The organism is Nitrosopumilus sp. b1, assembly GCF_014078545.1.
Classification (GTDB): domain Archaea; phylum Thermoproteota; class Nitrososphaeria; order Nitrososphaerales; family Nitrosopumilaceae; genus PXYB01.
The window spans coordinates 1-18,907 of sequence record NZ_MU078716.1; the positions used below are offsets into that span (position 1 = coordinate 1).

Below are 18,907 nucleotides of genomic sequence, written 5' to 3' on the forward strand. Positions count from 1 at the left end.
TTTTAAACATTGCCTACTCTCTTGCAATTGAGTTTGAGGAAATCTACAAACGAGTAAGATAAGAAAAATTCATACACGATAAACTTCATTTGGATAATTCAAAACGATTAATCAAGGAATGCCATAAGTTTTTGGATTTACTAAATCTGCCTAAATTTTATCGTGTTATAAAAATAAGATGCGTTTGTTTCAATAGCTCCGCGTTCTGGTACCTTGAGTAAGCCAATCTCTTTTGTATCAAGGGCTGCCTGAGCAGAGCCGCCAGCAAAACAAAACGCCCATAGAAAGTCCTTCTCTTTTAGTAGAGTACATGCAAATGTAGCTGAGAAGATATCGCCAATTCCAGTGGTGTCATACACTTCTTTGTTAGGCAAGGATAGCGAGTATAATCTGTCTTCATAGAGTAATGATATCTCAGTTTTGTTTGTATACAGAACATGCTTTGGGCCTTGTTTTTGAATTGCCTTTAGTGTAACTTCAAAATCACCCGGCTCTATTGCAGCCAGCTCCTCAGGATTTAGCTTTATTGCATCTACGCCTTGTAGGTTCAATGATGTCTTCTCAAGGAATACTTTATTCTGGGAATCAGTTCTTCGCAAAAAACCTTGAGGATCTAAGAATAAAAAATTCGCATCCTGTTTTATCTTTTCAAATAATTCACTAGATATTTCACCACACAAGGGACTGACAAGAAAGCCATCTGCATCACATGAGGTGTACTCTAAATCATCGCACTTGTTTTCAAGAAACATCTGTCGCTCTGCACCGGTAATCTCTAGGCGAAATCTAGTGGTGGGCTTATCAGATGATGCGTTTTCAAACTTTATTTGATTCTCAGATAGATAACGATAAGGAAAGTCCTTACCAAATTTTGTAAACAGTTCCACATCAAACTTGAAGTTTCGTGCAGTTAATCCACCATAACATGCAGCACCGCCAATCTGTTCATGAGAATTGCCATCAATAACGATACTATCTATGGTACAATGTGAAAAGAGTGCTAACTTCATTTAATGGAATTTTACAGAGTCATGATTTAGTTTTTTGCATTAATTCCATCATAGCAGGATTTACACATAATTTTGCCCTTGTGTATTACCAACTCCTGATTGGATGTGAGGCAGGTATGGCAGAGTCCGCGCACTATACATCTAAGATCTTGCTAGAATTAAAACTTGTAAAAAGAGATAAAAATTTTTAATTATTTTGGTAGCTTTATTGTAAAAGTTGTAGGATTATTCTTGGCATCTATTGTTCCACCATGCAATTTTACAATGCTAAGGCAACTTGCCAAACCCAATCCAGTTCCGGTTTGTTTTGTAGTTACTAGGGGTTCAAAGATTTTTGGCAAAATATCTTCAGGAATTCCTGGACCTGAATCAATAACATCAATGATGTAGAATTTATCACCTTCAGAAAACTTTATTGTAATTTCACCTTGATTGTCAGTAGCCTGCTTTGCATTAGTCAATATGTTATCAAACACTACATCCATTTTATTAGCATCAAATGTCATGATTATATCCTCCTTAGGGAGATTCATTTTTACCTGAGGTGAGAGTTTAGTTTTCTCTAGTGCATATTTGATTGTCTTTAGAATAGAGTTTGGTTTGGTGCTCAGTGGTATTGGCTTTACAAAATCCAATACATCTTCAATTTGATGTGACATTCGAGAAATGGCTCTTTCAATTAATGCACTTTGGCGCACAATGAATTCATTTGCAGCATCTGTGTGCTTTACTTTAATTAGCTCTACTGCACCCTTAATTACTGATAAAGGATTTCTCAAATCATGGGCTACTCTAGCTGCAAGCTCACCAATTGCAGATAATCTTTCAGCCTGAAGTAACTTGATAGTTTTTTCCTTTACCTCAATTTCTAATTGTTTTTTGTGAGCACGAAGTTCTTCATCATAGTAAGAGAGTGTTTCCATGTTTTCTTGAATTTTTGCATTTAACTCTTCAGAAAGTTTTCGCTCAGAGTCTAGCTGCAGCTGCATGATTTTCAGTTTGCGTTTGGTTGATTCGTCAATGATATTTGTAATTTTAGAAGACAGATCAGATGTTAATGTCATCTCTATCTCATCAATGCTTTTTACTTTATCTTGGATAGCTCGACTTAGTCTTTCAGAGTTTTTCTTTTCAGCATCTATTTGTAATTGCATGACCTTTAGTCTCTGCCTATTGTTATTGCTGATTAAATCTGTAACCTCATTTCCAATTTGTTCAACTGCAGAATCACCATGAATAGATTTGGGATTAGACTCATGTTCTTTTTTTGCTTCAACTTCTTCAAGTGTTTTTGAATCTTTATCAGAATTCTCATCAAATTTTAAATTTTTTAGTTTCTCCACACGTTTTACAAGATCTTCAGTTGTGGCCTCTACAAATTCAGGGGTTTCCTCCAAGCCTTCTATTGTTTCCTCAAACTCATCTTGGGGGTCCTCTCTGTATGTCCCACTAGACTCATTTGGCTGGAGGACGAATCTTCTGGTAGTAGTATCTAGGGGATCAATTTCATCATCTTTGTTATCGCCTATTCCAGAATCAGTTCTCTGACGGCCAAGATACCTTCGTGCCATAAGAATAGAAAACAAATTCCTGTAATGACAGATACTATGTTCGAAATGGACACACATGGTAGTACCCCAAATTTTAAAAGCAAGATCTTGTAGTCAATTTTACTTCTCAAAAACTACTCTGAAATCAAAATATTTACAAAATTTTCAATTTTAAACAATTTAGATAGATATATGAGAATAAACTCATATCATTCTACAAAATAAGAAAATTATGGAAGCTGTTCCAGAAAATCCGCCCACTAATATGTTAGGCAAAGGATTGGATGAATCCGAAGTAATTAAAGCAATAGAACAAGCTGGTTATCCACTTCAAACTATCATTGTAAATAAACTGAGTAAAAAATTTGATCTCATAGAAGAAGAATGGACATTTATTGATGATGATTTACAAAAGCGAAGATCAATAGACATCATAGCATCAAAAAGATTGTACAATGAAGAAGAAGGAATTCAAAAAAGAATCAGACCAATACTTTCCATGTTGATTGAATGTAAAAAATCTGAAACGCCTTACGTGTTTTTTGTATCGAAGAATCATAAAATTGGAAACGAATTTCCATTCTATGCAGGATTATCAAAATATGAACTACGCGTAAAATCAAATGACTCTTATGCTCCATGGCATATTGATATTTCGGACGGCCTTTCATTATATGAACATCCATTCATGAAAAAACCTCTTGCAACTTGTAGTGTATTTACAAAATGTAATCGTGGAAAAAATCATTTAGAATGTTCTGGTGATGAATCATTTAATAATTTAATTTTACCACTTCTAAAATCATTATATTATTTTAGAAAAATCAATAAACCTCCAAAAACAGCTGAATATTTTGATTTCATAGCAACACTTGCTGTGGGTGTTGTTGATGCACCAATGATAGGAATAACATCTTCAGAAGCAGGAAATAAATCAATTTTATTACCATGGGTAAGAGTGATAAGACATCAAAGTGATGAAAATGAAGGATGGTTACAACGTGAAAAATACCTATCAATAGATATAGTACACAAAGATTATTTTGACACATATGTAGATAAACATGTTCTTCCGTTTTCAAAAGAATTTTCAAAAAAAGCTTTAGTACAACATGAAGTTATTGCAGAAGGAAAAGGATATGCAGAAAGCATATCCACTAATTACCACGACTTATTCAATAGATTACGATTAAAAAAATAACTTATGTTATTATTAAGAGAATATTAAAAACAAAAAAATTCTAACATCTTTATTATAATAAAAGTCAGTCAATTAGAATTTTTGTCAAATATTAGGATACCAAGTAAGGCATAGTAATCTTTGAATAAAAAATATCGTAAAGTTGAGATCACATGTCATGGATGTAAAAGAAAAACAGATGCCTTAATTTTGAAACAATGGGAAATTAAAAAAAATATCACAGACAACAAGGAAAATCCAACATATCCCCTAATTACAATTTTAAAGATAACAAAACATCGTCAGGGGTTATTAAAGGGGATTTGTAATAGATCAGGGAAAAAATTCAAAGTCAAAGGAACTACATACGTAGGAGATATGGATGATGAACAAGATATCGGGATCAAGTAGGTTTGTTTTTGAGAAGTTTTTCTTCTCAGACGCAAGATTATATGGAGGAGAGACCTGAGTAAATCATGCCACTAAAACGAGCCAGTAGAGGACGAAAGAAGGGAGGAAAGGGCTCTTCTGGAGTTGTTCAATGTACAAACTGCGGCTCTACTGTTCCAAAAGACAAGGCAAAGAAGGTTACATCAAGATTAAACTTGGTAGAGCATGCTTTGGCAAAGGAGTTGCGTGCACAAGGAGCATACATTGCATCGCCCAAAGTTCTAAAGTGGTACTGTATTTCATGTGCAATTCACTTTGGAATACTAAAGATTAGATCAGAGGCTTCAAGACGCCAACGTGGCAGACTGCGTTAGTCTGAGATGTTTTTAGCAGTAAAGATTATTCTTTGAATCAAAGTTATTCCTGCAATAATTATCACAATGATTACAGCATACTCCATGAATCCAATCATACCAATAATTGCAATGACTAGTAATCTTTCTGCACGCTCACCAATTCCAATTCCCTGTAATTTAACACCTAATGATTCTGCTCTAGAGCGAGCATAGCTAACAAGCAGTGAAAGTGTGATAGCCAACAAAACAAGATATGGTTCGGCGTATCCTCCAATCAAAATTCCTAGAAAGATTGCTACTTCGGCAATCTTATCAAAGACTGAATCAAGAAAGCCCCCTTTCTTTGATGTCTGCTTTGATACTCGCGCAACTTGACCATCGACAACATCAAAGAATCCAGAAACAAGTATCAGTACACCTCCAAGAATAAACGCATATTCAAAATTCCAACCATACACAAATGCAGAAAGAAACGCAAATCCCAAACCAACGCTTGTCCAAAAGTTTGGTGACAAACCAGTAGAAGCAAAGACCTTTCCGATCCTTTCTAGATGAGGTTTTAGTGATTCCCGGAAATTATTTAGCATTTGATTCTCCCATAAATGAGTAATATAAAAAATTCAAGGACTCAACAGGCATAGTAGTTGTTACGCAATCAAAGTCAATTGTTATGTTAATATACGTCCCTCAGAAGGAAATAGCAGTATATGGAACAAGGCACTGTAAAATGGTTTAACCGTACTAAGGGCTTTGGCTTTATCGAAAGAGAATCCGGCGACGATTTGTTCGTACACAAATCTAAAGTTGATGGTTTTCTAAAAGACGGAGATAAAGTTGAGTTTGAAGTAGGGGAAGGACCAAAAGGACCAAACGCTATCAACGTAAAGAAAGTCGAATAATTAAAAAATTAGTTGAAGATGCCTTTGTGTTTCTGAAAACAATAATTTTTTAAGAAATTTTTTATTTTTATTAATCTATTTAGCTTGTGCTATGTTCAATGCCAGCATTGTAGATACAATCTTTGCAGCAAGTGATGCAGTGGAGCCGTTATCATAGTTTGGATTTAGTTCAACGATATCAACTCCAGAAACTTTTTTGTTCTCAAATGAGCATATCAAATCAAACAATTCCCTAGATGTGATTCCTGCAGCTTCGGGGTTACCAACGCCAGGTGCAAATCCAGGGTCGACTACATCCAAATCAAAGCTAGTGTAAATGGAATCAAATGTAGATATTGCATCTTTGAGTAATTTTGGACCCTTGCCATCTCGGATGTCTCTATCAGTGATTGTTTTGATGTTATTCTCTTTTAGAAATTGTAACTCTTCTTTGACAAAGGAGCGTGCCCCAACGTGGATGATGTTGTCTGCCCCTCTCTTCTCAACTATTCTTCTAAGATAGGCTGCATGACTCAACTTTATGTCGGCATATTCATCACGCAAATCATAATGTGCATCAAAGACCACATAACCTGTTTCCTTTGGGAAGCTCATGTATGTTCCTAGAGTGATTAGATGCTCACCCCCAAGTATGAAGAGTTGTTTTTTTCTTTCTAGTAATTCAGTTGTAATCTTTCCAACCATGTCAAGCATCTCAGTTGCAACTACAGTATGTTTTGTGTTGCCAAGATCTTCCACCTCTACTTCCTCTAGATCGACTTGCAACTCTGGATGAAAAATTTCAATGTTGTTAAATGAATCTCTAATCGCATCTGGGCCAAATCTGGTGCCAGGCTTGTATGAATGAGTTGAATCAAATGGAATCCCATACAGAATGGCCTTAGGATCATCTCCTCCAGCACTAGTAATCAGTGGATTTCTATTCATGTATAATTCAAGGTAGCTCATCTCAAATCTTAGCTTGATTAGAAAAATTACTGTATAATAAATCGATTCATTAGTAAAAATCAGACAGTCCTGTTTCGCCATCCCAGTCTTTTAGACTAGTTGACATCTTTTGTCGCCACCTGTACGTGGCGAGTCCTTCCACCTGGCGAACCATGGCAAGTGATGGAAAGGGTTTTCCAAGTAATTCTATCTTGGATCCTAGTTCACGAACGCCTTTCATTATTGCCTTGACATATTCAGTAACAACAAGAATTCTTTGGGATGGATTAAGATCCAAAATTTGTTTTGCAACTTCTAGTCCTTTCATTCTTGGCATCTGATGATCCAGTATAACCAAGTCGTATGGAGACTTGCCATTTTTTCCTTCGTTGTGTTTGAAATCATCAGAGTATTTGTAAAAACACTCTAATCCGTTTTTTGTAACAGTCACTTTGTGGCCTCTTGCCTCTAGTGATTTTTTATACAATAATGCAAAGGAATCGCTATCTTCTGCAACCAGAATATTCATACTCATGATTTTACAGAGTAAAAATGGATTTTCTGCCTTAGTTTGTTTGATATGAACGCACTAGCTTAGACCATGATTTGTGGTCGTTTTGACAAGTATAATGGAACGTTTAGCTTTGAAAATGGTTTTCCTTTGGTGTCTTCTTTGATTTTATTTACAAAGTCATCAAAGGATACATCAGTGGTTTGGCCAGTCATCCTGTCTCGGATACTCAGATTAGATGATGCGACCTCTTTTTCTCCAATAACAATGATGTATCGAATCCATTCTTTTTCGGCCTCTCGAATTCTTTTGCCAATGCTTTCATTTCTATCATCAATATCAACACGAATCTCTTTATCGGATATTTTTTGGGAGAGTTTTTGGCTAAAATCTAGAAATTCTTCTTTGAGTGGAATGATTCGCACCTGTGTTGGGGCAAGCCACAGTGGCAGCTCTGGCTTTTTGCCTTTCTTAGAGTCCATTGCAGCTTTTTCTAATATTGCATAGATTACACGTTCAATGGCTCCGCTAGGGGAGTTGTGTAAAATTATTGGATGCTGGGAAGCATTATGCTCATCAATGAATTTGATTCCATAACGATCTCCATTCTCTACATCAATTTGGTCAGTCGATAACGCAGATGCCTTTCCTAAATTATCAATGTAGTTAAATTCCCATTTTAAAACAAAATAAAAGAATTTTTCTTTCCACATTTCTACTAAGACTGGCTTGCCGTGTTTTTGGACCATTTGCTGGATTAGGGATTTGTTTTCATTGTAAAAGTCCTCAGTAAATCTAATTGCCATCTCGTAATCGCTTTCATCGATTCCCAACTCCTTGATGACACTTTTTGAAAGATCAAATCGTACCTTTAGCTCCTCAATTGCCTGTGGCATGTCTTTGCAAAATGCATGGCAATCAGGCATTGTAAATGCGCGCAATCTTCTCAGACCAACTAGCTCACCGGACTGCTCACGTCGAAAACTATACCGAGTCAATTCGTATAGTCGGTATGGCAAGTTTTTGTAGGATAGCTGGAAATCATTTGCCATTAAAAATTGACCAAAGCATGCTGCAAATCGTAAAAAGAGTTTCTTTCCTTCGGAATTGATATTGTACTGCCTTGCAGGAAATCGATTAAAGTAACTCTCCATGCTTGGATGGTGTGAATCATACATGATGGGTGTCTCTACTTCATAGCCACCATAATCACGAACCCTATCAGTTACGTACCTTTCAATTAATGATTTTATCAATCGTCCATTTGGGAAAAATCTCATGTTTCCAGAATCAGATGCTGGCTCATAGTCTGCAATTGCAAGTTTTTTCATCAGCAAAACATGTGGAGGTGGTTCATCAACACTTCTCTTTTTTGCAGCTTCGTATTTTGATAGGACTTCTAAATTAGGATACTTTGAGAAATTAAAATCAGACATCTCACTCATGTTTCCATCTGGAGTTAAGATATACCAGTAAGATTTGATCTTTGATTCTGACTTTAGTGCATCAGAAGTTTTTTCCTCAGAAGATCCTTTTGTGATAACTTTGGAGTTTTCAGCCAATGGATGTCCCTTGACTTGAACTTTGTAAGATTTTGTCCAACCAAAAGGTGCACGAGACACTTCAATATCGGATGCAGATGACTCCATTTCTTTGAGGATAGATAATGCAGTGCTTGGTGCAGCAAGAGTTGAGCTCAAGTGCGCATATGGGTACAAGAGCAAGCGTTTGCATCCTACTTTATTCATTGATTCTTTGATTTCCGAAATTGCCTTTTGGCCAACAGATGAGTCATCCCCTTCCTCGACTGCAACAAATGCTACAACTACCTCATCAATCTTTTCTGGTTTGGGATCTATCTCCTCCGCAGATTTGATTTCTTTTTTTGTAGGGACATACTCGATGCTGTCACAATGTAATTGTAAAATCCTCAACAAAGTGAAAAGTTAGAATTATTGAATTAAACCTTTGGCTTTGAATGTAAGATTTTCTTGTAAAAAGTGCTTAACTTTCGATATCTGTTTTGGTCTCATCCCTCAGTGCTATGATAGATCTTAGAATCAAACCTGACAGTCCCAAATTCTGTTTTAAGAAATTTTCAGCATCAGTCAATGCAGTATCTCCTCTGTACCCCTCATCATACAATAGCTCAACTGAGCCAATATCGGTCTCCACCAGAGATGTCAGCAAAGAGTATGGTCCTAGTTTTTCATCATTTTTTTCAATATACTGCAATAGGGAAATTGATTTGATTGTTATTTCATCCTGGACTAGTGTTCCATTTGAGAAAATTATCGTAGAGTTTTTTGGACCACCCGATACACGATTAGTTATAGTTGAATCAACTATTTTCATTGGATTAATCGTAGTAAGGTTAGTTATTGTGTTTATGGTTCTAGAATGTTTTGTCTTTCATTATAGTATGCTTCACATTCATAGTCCTCATAAAGTTCCATTAATCGATCTCCAGTTGAAGGGTCAGGCAAAAATGCCAAGAGTGCTGTCGGCTTTAATTCCGGATTAATAGAATACTCTATCATTACCACATCAGTAAAGGAGCTTAAAAATTCTGGTGAAAGTCCAGCTTCTAAGAATGCCTGTGTAGTATTTTCATTTTGGAACTCATTGCTCCATTTAACAAAGTTTTCAGGATATTTATCAACTAATTCCAATAGACTTAGCGGTTGCAGTGGCTCATCATTAGGATAAACACTTGCAGTCATTGCATACAATATTTCACACTGCTCGTTTATTCGATATTCAGAATTTGTTTTGAGTACATCATCAGATTCATAGTTTGAAATGATTTGTGGCATATCCTCTAATGGAGTTTCAGCTGGCTTTGAGGCATCAAAGGAATAAAGTCCAAAGACGATACCAATTATTACAGCTGCAGCGACTCCGCCACCAATTATCAGATATTTGTTAATTTTGTCAGCCATCTAAATTCAAAATTTCCTATCCTTGAATAATGACACCAGTATATGAGGCATGCAAAAGATCTTGTGCGTACTTTTAATAGTGTTGTCATTGAATTCGAAATTTTAAAATAAATTCAGTATCAAAAACAGCAAAGAAATGGAAACCAATATTACCAAAAAGAATTTCCAATATTTGAAATGAATCACCACCATTTCAAAGGAAAAGACATACCTCATGTCAAACTCGATCCTAAAATGACAATAGAGGATCTAGTAGATGTCTTTGCCAGTACAGGATACAACGGTAGACAGCTTGGTGAGGCTGCAAAACTATATGCAAAAATGATAAAAGAAAATGCAACAATTTGTCTCACAGTTGCAGGCGCAATGACACCTGTAGGTTTTGGAGGAATATTCAAAACTCTAATTGAGAGAGGATTTGTTGATTGGATAATCACTACTGGTGCAAATGTGTATCATGAAGATCATTTTGCGTGGGGGTTTCCAGTAAAACAAGGTCATTTTGAAGTTGACGATATGGTACTATACGAAAAAGAAATAGTCAGAATTCGTGATGTGTACATCAAATTCTATGAAACACTAGAAGCTGAGGACCAAGTTGTTCAAAAGATGTTCAAGGATAAATTATCAGACAAACCGTTTACAACAGCAGAATTTTGTAATCTCATGGGTAAAATTAGTAAAGAAAAGGCAAAATTTCCGGAAAAAAGCTTTGTCACTGCAGCATATGATTATGATGTACCAGTTTACATCTCTACACTAAAGGACTCTTCATTGGCCATGAATCTTGCAGTTCACAGATTACGTGACAAACCATACAACTTGGACTTTGTAAGAGAGATTATTGAGCAAGGTGCAATATTATACAATTCAAAAAAATCAGGAATTGTAGAGCTTGGAGGAGGAGTTCCAAAGAATACTGCACAACAAACAGGCCCACTACTTGATCAAATTTTAAGAAGAGACGATGGAGGTCAGGATTATATCATTCAGATTACAGATGCAAGACCGGATACAGGGGGTCTATCAGGTGCAACTCTTCAGGAAGGAAAGAGTTGGGGAAAAGTTCAAGATGCACACAACGATGTTGTTACAGTGTATGCAGATTCTACAATTGCGTTTCCAATTTTAGCACTTTACGCTCTTAGCAACCAAAAACCAAGAAAGCCAAAGAGACTGTATAAGAAACTAAACACTTACTATCAAAAACTAAAAGAAGATTACTTCATAAAACCAGACAGATACTATGATGCATTAACTAGCGATTTAAAGAAACCAAAATTAAAGTAGACTAGAATTTATCATAACGCGCTCTTTCCAGTTCCCTATCGTCCTTTGTTTCTTTCTTCCATTCTTTGTAGTGGTCCTTACACAGAACTGATTTTTTTCCAGTTGAAGTAACTCGTAATCCGGCATTCTCAACTTTGCCGGTGTTAAGAGATCTTGCACCGTCATTAGAGCATCCTTCAACATTACATTTTGCGCCTTTAGAGACTACTCCCATGATTTCTATTTGACATAGATGATATTTATACTTGCAATGAAAATTTCTCTAGTTCGTTTATAAGAGGAATATTACAAAAAATTCGCATGGGTGGAACTAAGAATAAATCTCCTGCACAAAAAGACAAAGCTCAATCTTCTGATTCAAAGAAATCAGGAAAGAAAGGAAAGAAAGGAGACAAAGTAGAAGGAGGTTCACCAAAAGCAGAGATTGTTGTTACATTAACTGATCAACAGGCAAGTAAATTTCTCAAAGGTGCCAAAGTAATCACTGTTCAAGAACTTGCAAGACAAACAGGTGTCAAGGTATCTGCAGCCAATGCATATCTTAGACAATCATTAAAGAACGGAACTGTGAAAAAAGTTGGCGGACATAGCGGTCACGTCGTTTATCAACCAGTTTCAGCATAAATAGAAAACACATCTCCAGGTTTTACATCATTTAAAATTTCAATGCTAGATAGAATTTTTCCGACAGGTGTCATTGTTTTTCCTGGCTCTGCATCCTTTGTAAAAAAGCAAACACTGCCTGCGGTTGGAAAGAATGCAACATCTCCTTTTTTGAATTCTTTTCTAGCTCGCTCGATTCCAGAGTCAATTGGAGTCTCCAGATACAAAATACTAGTTCCAAGTTGATGTGCGTTTCCAGATAGGGGAAGGCTCCTCAGAATAGAGCCAACTGTTCTAGGGGACAGATGTCGTTTTAATTCAAATGTCAGTTTAGATTTTCCCTTGATTTCTAGGATCAGTATGGTTTTTGAGACAGATCCTGAAGACATTTCGTAGTTTTGAATGCTTGGAATATATAACCGCTTTTAGGAAACTGCATTACTTGTCAGATAATGATCAAGAGGTTGTAGTAGAAGAAATCGAGATGGAAGAGCCTCAAGTCGAGGAGACAGAAGAGTCTGTAGAGGTTGCAGAAGGCGAAATCGACACTGGACTGACAAAGGCCTTAGACACATATAGAAAATTAATCGAATCAAATGAATTAACAGAAGTTGAACAATCAGCATTAGAAAAAAGAATCAAAGAGATTGAAAGTAGAGAAATTATTGAACGTGATCAAGCTCATGAAGCTCAAGAAATACCAGTTGAGAAAAATAAAATTTCAATTGGACCACCAACACTAACAAGATTTGAGAAAGCACGAATCATGGGAGCAAGAGCTTTACAATTATCATTAGGAGCTCCACCATTTATTGCAATTCCAGAGACTGCAAGAACCTCTTTAGATATAGCGATGGAAGAATTAGATAAAAAAGTCATTCCAATTATTATACGACGTGTATTACCCAATGGAGATTTTCAAAACATCCCCATTGATTACTTTCAATAATGGATGAATCATCCCGAAAATTTAAAAGAATTAACAAATCTCACAGATTGTCTAAATGTTAATGGATAAACTAAACAGTATGGAAACCACTAGCGATCAGCAAGGAGTTAATCAGTATGTGTATAATGTACATGATGACCCAGTAATGAGAAATGCCATCGATGTACTAGAAAGACTTGGTAAACACGGCAAAGTCATTTTGAGAGCAAGGGGAAATTCAATACCTAATGCAGTTGCCATTGCAAATATCATAACAGAGAAACTATTGAGAGGAAATTCAAAGGTAGAAAAAATTATTGTAGATAGTGCCAATCCAGCAGGAATCGGTAGAATGCTATCAACTATAGAAATTATTGTTGTAAAGAAATCCTAGTAAACAGAGCCCGGGCCCTTTAGTAACATGTTTTCACATTCTTTACAGACTTTTTCATCGATGTTAGTTTCTAATTTATGATGAATATCACAAATCAACAAACTAGATTTGATGTAATTACATAATCCTATGAATTGTGAAAGACTAGATGGAGTGTATGCCATATCGGATGCAAGGTTCTCACTAAGATCCCCAATCATCTTTGAGACTTGTTCCTCAGAAAGTAATTTTTCAATTAGTTTTGGATCTCCACGGGTTCCACGAATGTAATTACTGATTGCTGCTTGTGTAACACCTAGCATCTTTGAAATCTCATCCTCTCTAATGTTATGATCCTCTGCAAGTTTTTTTGCCAAAATTGCTCGAAGTGCTGGGATTAATGTTTTGGATTCAATCTCTGCAGGTAACAGCATATTTGCAAATGGCAACTTTGTGAATTTAAAGTTATCAATACCAGATACAACAAATGAGAAAAATTCAAGGCAACAAGGATTAGGCCAACCTATTATAATTCGTCATAAAATAATAATGCAATGAAAGAGATCTCAACTCTTCAAAACTTACTCAAAGAGTCAGTGAATAACTGTAAATCAAATTTTCTAGCACTCTCAGGAGGAATAGACAGTACCATACTTGCATCACTATTAGAGAATAGAAAAATCAAAGGAATTACAATTATTGCCAAGGACTTTATCGCATCAGACCTTACATACTGCCAATTAGCTGCAAAGACTTTTGGTGTAGATCTTAAAATCAAAACTGCAGAGACAAATGAACTACTAGAAGCAATTGAAGAGACGATTAAAATTTTAAAAATGTTCAATGACATTGAGATTAGAAATTCAGTTGTAATCTATCTTGTTTTGCAAGAGCTCAAAAAGATAAACCAAACCCAGATAATCACAGGAGATGGAGCAGATGAGCTTTTTGCAGGATATAATTTTCTAAAAAACAAACCAGAAGAAGACGTTGCAAAAGATTTGGAGAGGATTTGGGATATCATGCATTTTCCAAGTATCGATATAGGAAAGGCATTAGGAATAACTATTGAAACACCGTTTCTTGATAAAAAAATTATCGAATTTGCCAAATCACTTCCTGTCTCATCAAAAATTGGTACAAATGAAGGCAAAAAATTTGGAAAATTTATTTTAAGAAAGGCATTTGAAGACAAAATCCCAAGACAGATAATTTGGAGAGACAAGGCGGCCATGCAAGATGGCTCTGGAACATCTGGGCTGACGAATCTTTTTGAATCAATTATCACAGATGACAATTTTGAAGAGGAGAAAAAATCGATTCAAGAAACAGACGATGTGATAATTAGGAGCAAAGAATCACTGCATTACTATAAAATTTATAGAAAATACTACAAAATGGATAGAAATTCCGAACAGAATACAAAGTGTCCCTATTGTAAATTTACAATACACGATTCAAAATTCTGCAGAATGTGTGGTGCCTTTCCAGTCTAGTTTTTCTTTTTCCACTTTTTTGGTTTCTTTATGAAAATTTTTCTGCAGCCATTGCAGCAAAAATAGTATTTCTTTCCATCATGCTCATGAATTACGGCAAGCTCCTCATCTAATTCAATTCCGCAGACAGGATCTACTGGCACAATCTAAAGCTTTGATAATTGGTATTTATATCATGGCATAATCAGTTTACAATTTCAAAAATTAATCTGATCATATTAGACACACTAGTGAAAATAGTAATCAGATGAGAAATTTTCTCATACAATGACTTCTCATAGAGCTATAGGATTTTGGTACAATATTGCACTAGTTAGCTTTATGGTAATTGCAGTAACTTTGGCAGCGACAATCATGGCATCAGGGTTTTCCTCCAGTGATGCAACTAAGGAAGTTTTGGAAGAAGCATTAGATGAATCAAGACACGGTCTACAAATTGTAGGAAAGATTTCAGCAAGAGCAGATGTAACAAATGATAAAATTCTAGTCACTGGAACTCCATTGACAGCTGCTAGTGGCGGCTCAGTTGATGTCAAACAAGATTACTTTAAGATAAATTACAAACTCATCAAAATTGACAGTCACACTATTACCTATGATGATATCAATGCAGGTTCTCTAAATGAGGGCAGCTACAATTCAATGCAGACTGCAGTTGCAGATGCAAAAGCAAGCGGCCTAATTGATGTAAATCCATATGTGGATACAGAAAAGCCGGAAAGAACTTCGGCATTCATTTACTGGCTAGTGAATTTTGATAACGATGGAAAGATAGATGTTGGCGAGCTAGCAATACTTGCAATTGTATATGCAGAACAAGACAAACCATCAACTGGAGAATATCTTCTAGTTGAAGGACTAGTTCCAGAAGGAAGTATTCTCTTTATGGAAAGAACTATTTCAAACATATCAGATGTCGTTGTAGATTTGGGCGGAAAGATAAAGGAATAATCAAGAGGTTAACTTTTTGACAAGACTGCCAAAGTCAGTCTCTTGTATTGGTGGAATTTTCAAGATTTCCAAGTTTTCTTTTACATGTGCATCTGATTTTTGACCAACTAGTGGAGCGATAACACCAGGGGTTGAGCGAATAAACTGTAATGCACGCAATGGTGCAGATAAATCATCAAAGCTTGGCATGACACCATCTGCCAAGAGTCGTCCCTGCATAAATGGAACACTTGTAAAGACACCTATCCCACACTTGATTGAAGCATCCAGAATGGACATGTTTACAGAATTTACTTGCTGATTTTTTTGCATGAATGCTTGGTCATAATACATGTTATACGGCAATTGAATGAATCTAAATCCGTGGTTTTCTCCTCCAACTTGTTTTGCCATTCCAACTGTATCTTCAAGTGACAGATACTGTGGGTTATCATGTGTAACTCTAAAGCACTCCCAAGTTGCTAGACCATAAAATTTGATCAAACCTTTTTTGCGTTTTTTCTCATACAACTCAAAAACAGATTTGAGATTTTTTTGAAATTGCTCTTTTGATAGATCCTGTTGACCTTCAACGGCATTATGAAGATATAACAAATCAATGCATTCCAGATTCAAATTCTTTAGGCTGCGATTTAGCTGATCCTCAAGATATGGAACGCTCATGCAATGATATCCTGATGAGATGTCCCCTGATGAGACTACACCTTTTTGTGTATATTCTGTCTTGACATATTCCCAAAAGTCTTGTTTAACATCAGCATCGTTTGTGACATACCCATTTTTTGTACTAACAAAGATTTCATCACGAGAAATTTGCCCCGACTCTACTAATTCAGCGATTGCTCTACCAACTGAGCGCTCAGCCTTTTGGGCCCTATAGTTAATTGCAGTATCTATTACATTTACGCCAGATACAATAGATGACTTTACAGCATTTTTCACTAGAGTGTCTGTTGCATCATTTGCTTCACCCAAATAGGTCCCAATTCCTACATTAGATAGTGTCAAATCATTGAATTTTTTGAAATTTTGAGGATTTACTTGTGGATGATTCTTTGAAAAGTTACTAGTACCATTGGCAGTAGCAAAACCTGAGATCATGTTACTCTAAACAATTTGATGAATTTATTTGTAAGCTAATACATCAAACCCAAGAAAAAACTCACTGCAAATAACGCCCCAGTAACTCTGCTAAATATCAAGGCCTTACTCATTGCAGGAATAAGCTCATCAATTTTATCAAAATTTTCTTTGAGTGATATTCCAGATTTTATTGCAATTGGAATTGTTCCCAAAGAAATCAGTGAAATCATTGGAAAGAAATTCAAAAAAACGCCAAGTGTAATCGCAGTATAGGCCACAACGGGAAATATCCAAAATATGTTCACTGCCTTTTTTTTACCTAATAGAATCACCAGTGTTTTTCTGCCTTTAGACTTGTCTGCATCATGATCTGGAAATGATGTGATAAACAATACAAGAGATGACAAGGCCCCAATTACTATACCTGCAAGTACAATTGAAAGTGATATCTCATTTGATTGAATAAAGTATGTTCCCAAAACAATCATTGCCCCTTTTATTGCTACAAAAATTTCCCCCAATCCCGAATCGACGATTTTTCCAGAGTAAAAATAGATAGAAAGTATTGCAAAGCCTAGCAAGACTGCTATTGTGATTCCACTGGTTAACACAAAGTATGCTCCAATCAAAGAGCCAGACACAAGAAAGATTATTCCTGCACCATACACATGAGATGGTTTGAGTAATCCCTCTGGTAGCACGCCAGTCCCACCACTCATCTTTGTTCGTTTTGTTGATGAATCAATACCTCGCTTAAAATCCCAATAGTCATTTAACAGATCAACACTTGCATGAAGTGCCAATACTCCTGCAAATGTTAATCCTGCATGAAAAACATTGATGTCATGGTATAACCACCACTGGACTGATAATCCAACAAATACAGAAATCACTGATGCAAATAGAAATTTTATTCTAATGACACGTAGCCAAGTGGATATTGTCATACTAGAGATTCATCGCTTACTTCAAGTGGCTTTCTACCCATAAAGCCAACATCTTTTTCATGCCAAAACTTTATCTCAGTTTCACCATCTTTCCAGCACAACCAAATCTCATCATCAAATCTTTTTGCTGGAAAATCCAAAAGTCCTTCCTCAATGCTTTTGATGACAACGCCTGTTTTTTCCAGATCATCAATACTTTGATAAAATTTTGTAATCTTTTCATTTAGATTTTGTTTTAGAGTAACATATTCCTCAAAGGAGTTTGTAGTTGAGACACTCATCTGGAGTTGCTGCTCTACTTTCATTACTTCGGCTTTGCATGAAAGAACAAATTTGTATTTTTTAATGACTTCGGGCAAAATTTGATTTGCCGTGGTAACTGTAAAGTATGAAAACATATTCTCAAATCTGAATATTCTTAATTAAAAATCTAGCTCCAAGTTTATTAAAAGTGTGAATTTCTTAGATGCATGAGCCAAGACGAACAATTAGAGATGTTGATTGAGCAAACTATCAACGGAGCAATATCTACAATACCACAGCATATCGAGGAAATCAAACAGAATCAGGAAGTGCTAAAGTCACAAAATCCAAACGAGTTTGTGTATGGAATGATTATGGGTATGGCCTTTGGTATGGCAGGTGCACTTTTGGCATCGCAAAAAGGAATGCCAACGCCGGAAGATCAAATGAAGATAAGAGATATTATTTACAAAAAAATTCCAGACATACGTGGTCAGATATTTACATGATAAAATTCACACCTAGTGAAAAAAAATATCTAGAATCAATGGAGGAAGCAAGGCTAGCTACTGTAAAGAATAACATGCCTCATGTAAAGCCTGTTTCATACATCTCTTATGATAATGCCTTCTTTGTGGCAACAGACTATGAGACTGTAACGTATAGAAATATTTCAAAAAATCCTAAGGCAGGATTAGTGGTGGATACTTATTCTCCAGGAAAACACAAGGCAGTGTGCTGTCAGGGCAATGTCAAAATTTTAGAGAGTGGGAAAGAATTTTTAGAAATGTATCAGCAGTTTTTTAAAAAATTTGCATGGGTACGAAATGATCCGTGGAAAGAAAATGAAGCCCCCATACTAAAGATCGTCCCCCTCACAAAGACTTCATGGGGCCTGAAATAATTAGTAAGATTCAAAAGTATAATTATTTCAGTTTTAAGAAGAAGATACATGCATACAGGTTTTATTATCGGCGGAGTGTTTTTGGCATTGTGTATAGTATTATCAATTTACATTGTTGTCTACAAAGAATCAGTTCTGACTCCAATTGCTGAAAAAGAGATGATGGAAATGAAGGCAATGAACTGTGAGCAAATTGCAGAGCACTCTTCTAGCGGATTGTTCTGGTCTGTAGATAACTACGAATGGGCCAAAGAAAGAACCGAAGCGTGTGAAGATGCAGGATTATAATCCCATAAACTGTAAATAGAATTTAGAAAGGATGCA

The 18,907-nt window shown here is 35.9% G+C and carries 28 protein-coding genes; 13 read left to right on the top strand and 15 right to left on the bottom strand.

Annotated features, from left to right (window positions below; genetic code table 11):
* Window positions 1-140: 140 nt before the first annotated feature.
* Window positions 141-1,010 carry a PfkB family carbohydrate kinase gene (locus tag C6988_RS03585; protein ID WP_182133691.1) on the bottom strand — a complete coding sequence of 290 codons (870 nt, stop codon included), beginning with the start codon at window positions 1,008-1,010 and terminating at the stop codon, window positions 141-143.
* 191 nt (window positions 1,011-1,201) lie between these two features.
* Window positions 1,202-2,581 (bottom strand): sensor histidine kinase, encoded by a 1,380-nt coding sequence (locus C6988_RS03590; RefSeq protein WP_182133692.1) that lies wholly within the window; start codon window positions 2,579-2,581, stop codon window positions 1,202-1,204.
* Window positions 2,582-2,792: 211 nt separating this feature from the next.
* Here C6988_RS03590 and C6988_RS03595 point away from each other — a divergent pair, with 211 nt between their 5' ends.
* From C6988_RS03595 to C6988_RS03605, 3 genes are all read left to right on the top strand, one after another.
* Window positions 2,793-3,761: a hypothetical protein gene (locus C6988_RS03595; protein WP_182133693.1), complete on the top strand. Its 969-nt coding sequence runs from the start codon at window positions 2,793-2,795 to the stop codon at window positions 3,759-3,761.
* 120 nt (window positions 3,762-3,881) lie between these two features.
* Window positions 3,882-4,151, top strand: coding sequence for a hypothetical protein (locus tag C6988_RS03600; RefSeq protein WP_182133694.1), 270 nt, complete (start codon window positions 3,882-3,884; stop codon window positions 4,149-4,151).
* Between the two features lie 65 nt (window positions 4,152-4,216).
* Window positions 4,217-4,504: a 30S ribosomal protein S26e gene (locus C6988_RS03605; protein WP_182133695.1), complete on the top strand. Its 288-nt coding sequence runs from the start codon at window positions 4,217-4,219 to the stop codon at window positions 4,502-4,504.
* Here C6988_RS03605 and pgsA read toward each other — a convergent pair.
* Window positions 4,501-5,073 (bottom strand): archaetidylinositol phosphate synthase, encoded by a 573-nt coding sequence (gene pgsA / locus C6988_RS03610; RefSeq protein ID WP_182133696.1) that lies wholly within the window; start codon window positions 5,071-5,073, stop codon window positions 4,501-4,503. The genes C6988_RS03605 and pgsA overlap by 4 nt on opposite strands.
* Before the next feature lie 120 nt (window positions 5,074-5,193).
* Here pgsA and C6988_RS03615 point away from each other — a divergent pair, with 120 nt between their 5' ends.
* Complete coding sequence (locus C6988_RS03615) at window positions 5,194-5,385, top strand: cold-shock protein (RefSeq protein ID WP_182133697.1); 192 nt, start codon at window positions 5,194-5,196, stop codon at window positions 5,383-5,385.
* A gap of 75 nt (window positions 5,386-5,460) precedes the next feature.
* Here the strand turns inward: C6988_RS03615 and speB are convergent, their stop codons facing one another.
* The 5 genes from speB to C6988_RS03640 all read right to left on the bottom strand — a co-directional run bounded on the left by speB (window position 5,461) and on the right by C6988_RS03640 (window position 9,765).
* Window positions 5,461-6,333, bottom strand: coding sequence for an agmatinase (gene speB / locus C6988_RS03620; protein WP_182133698.1), 873 nt, complete (start codon window positions 6,331-6,333; stop codon window positions 5,461-5,463).
* Window positions 6,334-6,382: 49 nt separating this feature from the next.
* Window positions 6,383-6,847 (bottom strand): response regulator, encoded by a 465-nt coding sequence (locus C6988_RS03625; RefSeq protein ID WP_182133699.1) that lies wholly within the window; start codon window positions 6,845-6,847, stop codon window positions 6,383-6,385.
* Window positions 6,848-6,906: 59 nt separating this feature from the next.
* Window positions 6,907-8,757 carry a threonine--tRNA ligase gene (locus C6988_RS03630; protein ID WP_182133700.1) on the bottom strand — a complete coding sequence of 617 codons (1,851 nt, stop codon included), beginning with the start codon at window positions 8,755-8,757 and terminating at the stop codon, window positions 6,907-6,909.
* Window positions 8,758-8,827: 70 nt separating this feature from the next.
* A complete protein-coding gene (locus C6988_RS03635) occupies window positions 8,828-9,178 on the bottom strand; it encodes a hypothetical protein (RefSeq protein WP_182133701.1) in 351 nt (116 codons plus the stop codon).
* Window positions 9,179-9,210: 32 nt separating this feature from the next.
* Window positions 9,211-9,765 carry a hypothetical protein gene (locus C6988_RS03640; protein ID WP_182133702.1) on the bottom strand — a complete coding sequence of 185 codons (555 nt, stop codon included), beginning with the start codon at window positions 9,763-9,765 and terminating at the stop codon, window positions 9,211-9,213.
* Window positions 9,766-9,942: 177 nt separating this feature from the next.
* Between C6988_RS03640 and speY the strand changes: the two genes are divergently transcribed.
* Window positions 9,943-11,055 carry a homospermidine biosynthesis protein gene (speY, locus tag C6988_RS03645; RefSeq protein ID WP_182133703.1) on the top strand — a complete coding sequence of 371 codons (1,113 nt, stop codon included), beginning with the start codon at window positions 9,943-9,945 and terminating at the stop codon, window positions 11,053-11,055.
* Window position 11,056: 1 nt separating this feature from the next.
* On the opposite strand, the gene C6988_RS03650 is transcribed toward speY, so the two are convergent.
* On the bottom strand, window positions 11,057-11,269 hold the full coding sequence (locus C6988_RS03650) for a hypothetical protein (protein WP_182133704.1): 213 nt from the start codon (window positions 11,267-11,269) through the stop codon (window positions 11,057-11,059).
* An 86-nt stretch (window positions 11,270-11,355) separates the two neighbouring features.
* Between C6988_RS03650 and C6988_RS03655 the strand changes: the two genes are divergently transcribed.
* Window positions 11,356-11,679, top strand: a complete 324-nt coding sequence (locus C6988_RS03655; protein ID WP_182133705.1) for a MarR family transcriptional regulator — start codon at window positions 11,356-11,358, stop codon at window positions 11,677-11,679.
* On the opposite strand, the gene C6988_RS03660 is transcribed toward C6988_RS03655, so the two are convergent.
* Entirely contained in the window at window positions 11,661-12,047 is a 387-nt protein-coding gene (locus C6988_RS03660) for a cyclophilin-like fold protein (protein WP_182133706.1), read from the bottom strand. The two genes, C6988_RS03655 and C6988_RS03660, sit on opposite strands and share 19 nt — an antisense overlap.
* Window positions 12,048-12,100: 53 nt before the next feature.
* On the opposite strand from C6988_RS03660, the gene C6988_RS03665 reads away from it, so the two are divergent.
* Both C6988_RS03665 and C6988_RS03670 read left to right on the top strand, forming a co-directional pair.
* Window positions 12,101-12,607 (top strand): DNA-directed RNA polymerase subunit K, encoded by a 507-nt coding sequence (locus C6988_RS03665; RefSeq protein ID WP_255464206.1) that lies wholly within the window; start codon window positions 12,101-12,103, stop codon window positions 12,605-12,607.
* A gap of 79 nt (window positions 12,608-12,686) precedes the next feature.
* Window positions 12,687-12,980 (top strand): ribonuclease P subunit p25 family protein, encoded by a 294-nt coding sequence (locus C6988_RS03670; RefSeq protein WP_182133707.1) that lies wholly within the window; start codon window positions 12,687-12,689, stop codon window positions 12,978-12,980.
* On the opposite strand, the gene C6988_RS03675 is transcribed toward C6988_RS03670, so the two are convergent.
* Complete coding sequence (locus C6988_RS03675; protein ID WP_182133708.1) at window positions 12,977-13,393, bottom strand: transcriptional regulator; 417 nt, start codon at window positions 13,391-13,393, stop codon at window positions 12,977-12,979. The two genes, C6988_RS03670 and C6988_RS03675, sit on opposite strands and share 4 nt — an antisense overlap.
* Before the next feature lie 120 nt (window positions 13,394-13,513).
* Between C6988_RS03675 and C6988_RS03680 the strand changes: the two genes are divergently transcribed.
* Window positions 13,514-14,455 (top strand): asparagine synthase C-terminal domain-containing protein, encoded by a 942-nt coding sequence (locus C6988_RS03680; protein ID WP_182133709.1) that lies wholly within the window; start codon window positions 13,514-13,516, stop codon window positions 14,453-14,455.
* Here the strand turns inward: C6988_RS03680 and C6988_RS03685 are convergent.
* Window positions 14,452-14,598 (bottom strand): YHS domain-containing protein, encoded by a 147-nt coding sequence (locus C6988_RS03685; protein ID WP_182133710.1) that lies wholly within the window; start codon window positions 14,596-14,598, stop codon window positions 14,452-14,454. The two genes, C6988_RS03680 and C6988_RS03685, sit on opposite strands and share 4 nt — an antisense overlap.
* 124 nt (window positions 14,599-14,722) lie before the next feature.
* Between C6988_RS03685 and C6988_RS03690 the strand changes: the two genes are divergently transcribed.
* Window positions 14,723-15,406 (top strand): hypothetical protein, encoded by a 684-nt coding sequence (locus C6988_RS03690; RefSeq protein WP_182133711.1) that lies wholly within the window; start codon window positions 14,723-14,725, stop codon window positions 15,404-15,406.
* Here C6988_RS03690 and C6988_RS03695 read toward each other — a convergent pair whose 3' ends face one another.
* Genes C6988_RS03695 through C6988_RS03705 form a run of 3 tightly spaced genes read right to left on the bottom strand, consistent with a single transcriptional unit; the run spans window position 15,407 to window position 17,834 of the window.
* Complete coding sequence (locus C6988_RS03695) at window positions 15,407-16,507, bottom strand: aldo/keto reductase (RefSeq protein WP_182133712.1); 1,101 nt, start codon at window positions 16,505-16,507, stop codon at window positions 15,407-15,409. It abuts the gene before it with no gap.
* A gap of 35 nt (window positions 16,508-16,542) precedes the next feature.
* Entirely contained in the window at window positions 16,543-17,436 is an 894-nt protein-coding gene (locus tag C6988_RS03700; protein WP_182133713.1) for a prenyltransferase, read from the bottom strand.
* The gene (locus C6988_RS03705) at window positions 17,433-17,834 is read right to left on the bottom strand and encodes a DUF2203 domain-containing protein (protein ID WP_182133714.1); all 402 of its coding nucleotides are present in this window, start codon (window positions 17,832-17,834) and stop codon (window positions 17,433-17,435) included. The genes C6988_RS03700 and C6988_RS03705 overlap by 4 nt, the downstream gene beginning before the upstream one ends.
* Window positions 17,835-17,906: 72 nt before the next feature.
* Here C6988_RS03705 and C6988_RS03710 point away from each other — a divergent pair, with 72 nt between their 5' ends.
* The 3 genes from C6988_RS03710 to C6988_RS03720 are packed head-to-tail and all read left to right on the top strand — an operon-like array spanning window position 17,907 to window position 18,871.
* Window positions 17,907-18,188 carry a hypothetical protein gene (locus C6988_RS03710; RefSeq protein ID WP_182133715.1) on the top strand — a complete coding sequence of 94 codons (282 nt, stop codon included), beginning with the start codon at window positions 17,907-17,909 and terminating at the stop codon, window positions 18,186-18,188.
* The gene (locus C6988_RS03715; RefSeq protein ID WP_182133716.1) at window positions 18,185-18,583 is read left to right on the top strand and encodes a pyridoxamine 5'-phosphate oxidase family protein; all 399 of its coding nucleotides are present in this window, start codon (window positions 18,185-18,187) and stop codon (window positions 18,581-18,583) included. Before C6988_RS03710 ends, C6988_RS03715 begins: the two co-directional genes overlap by 4 nt.
* A 48-nt stretch (window positions 18,584-18,631) precedes the next feature.
* Window positions 18,632-18,871, top strand: coding sequence for a hypothetical protein (locus tag C6988_RS03720; protein WP_182133717.1), 240 nt, complete (start codon window positions 18,632-18,634; stop codon window positions 18,869-18,871).
* Window positions 18,872-18,907: the final 36 nt, after the last annotated feature.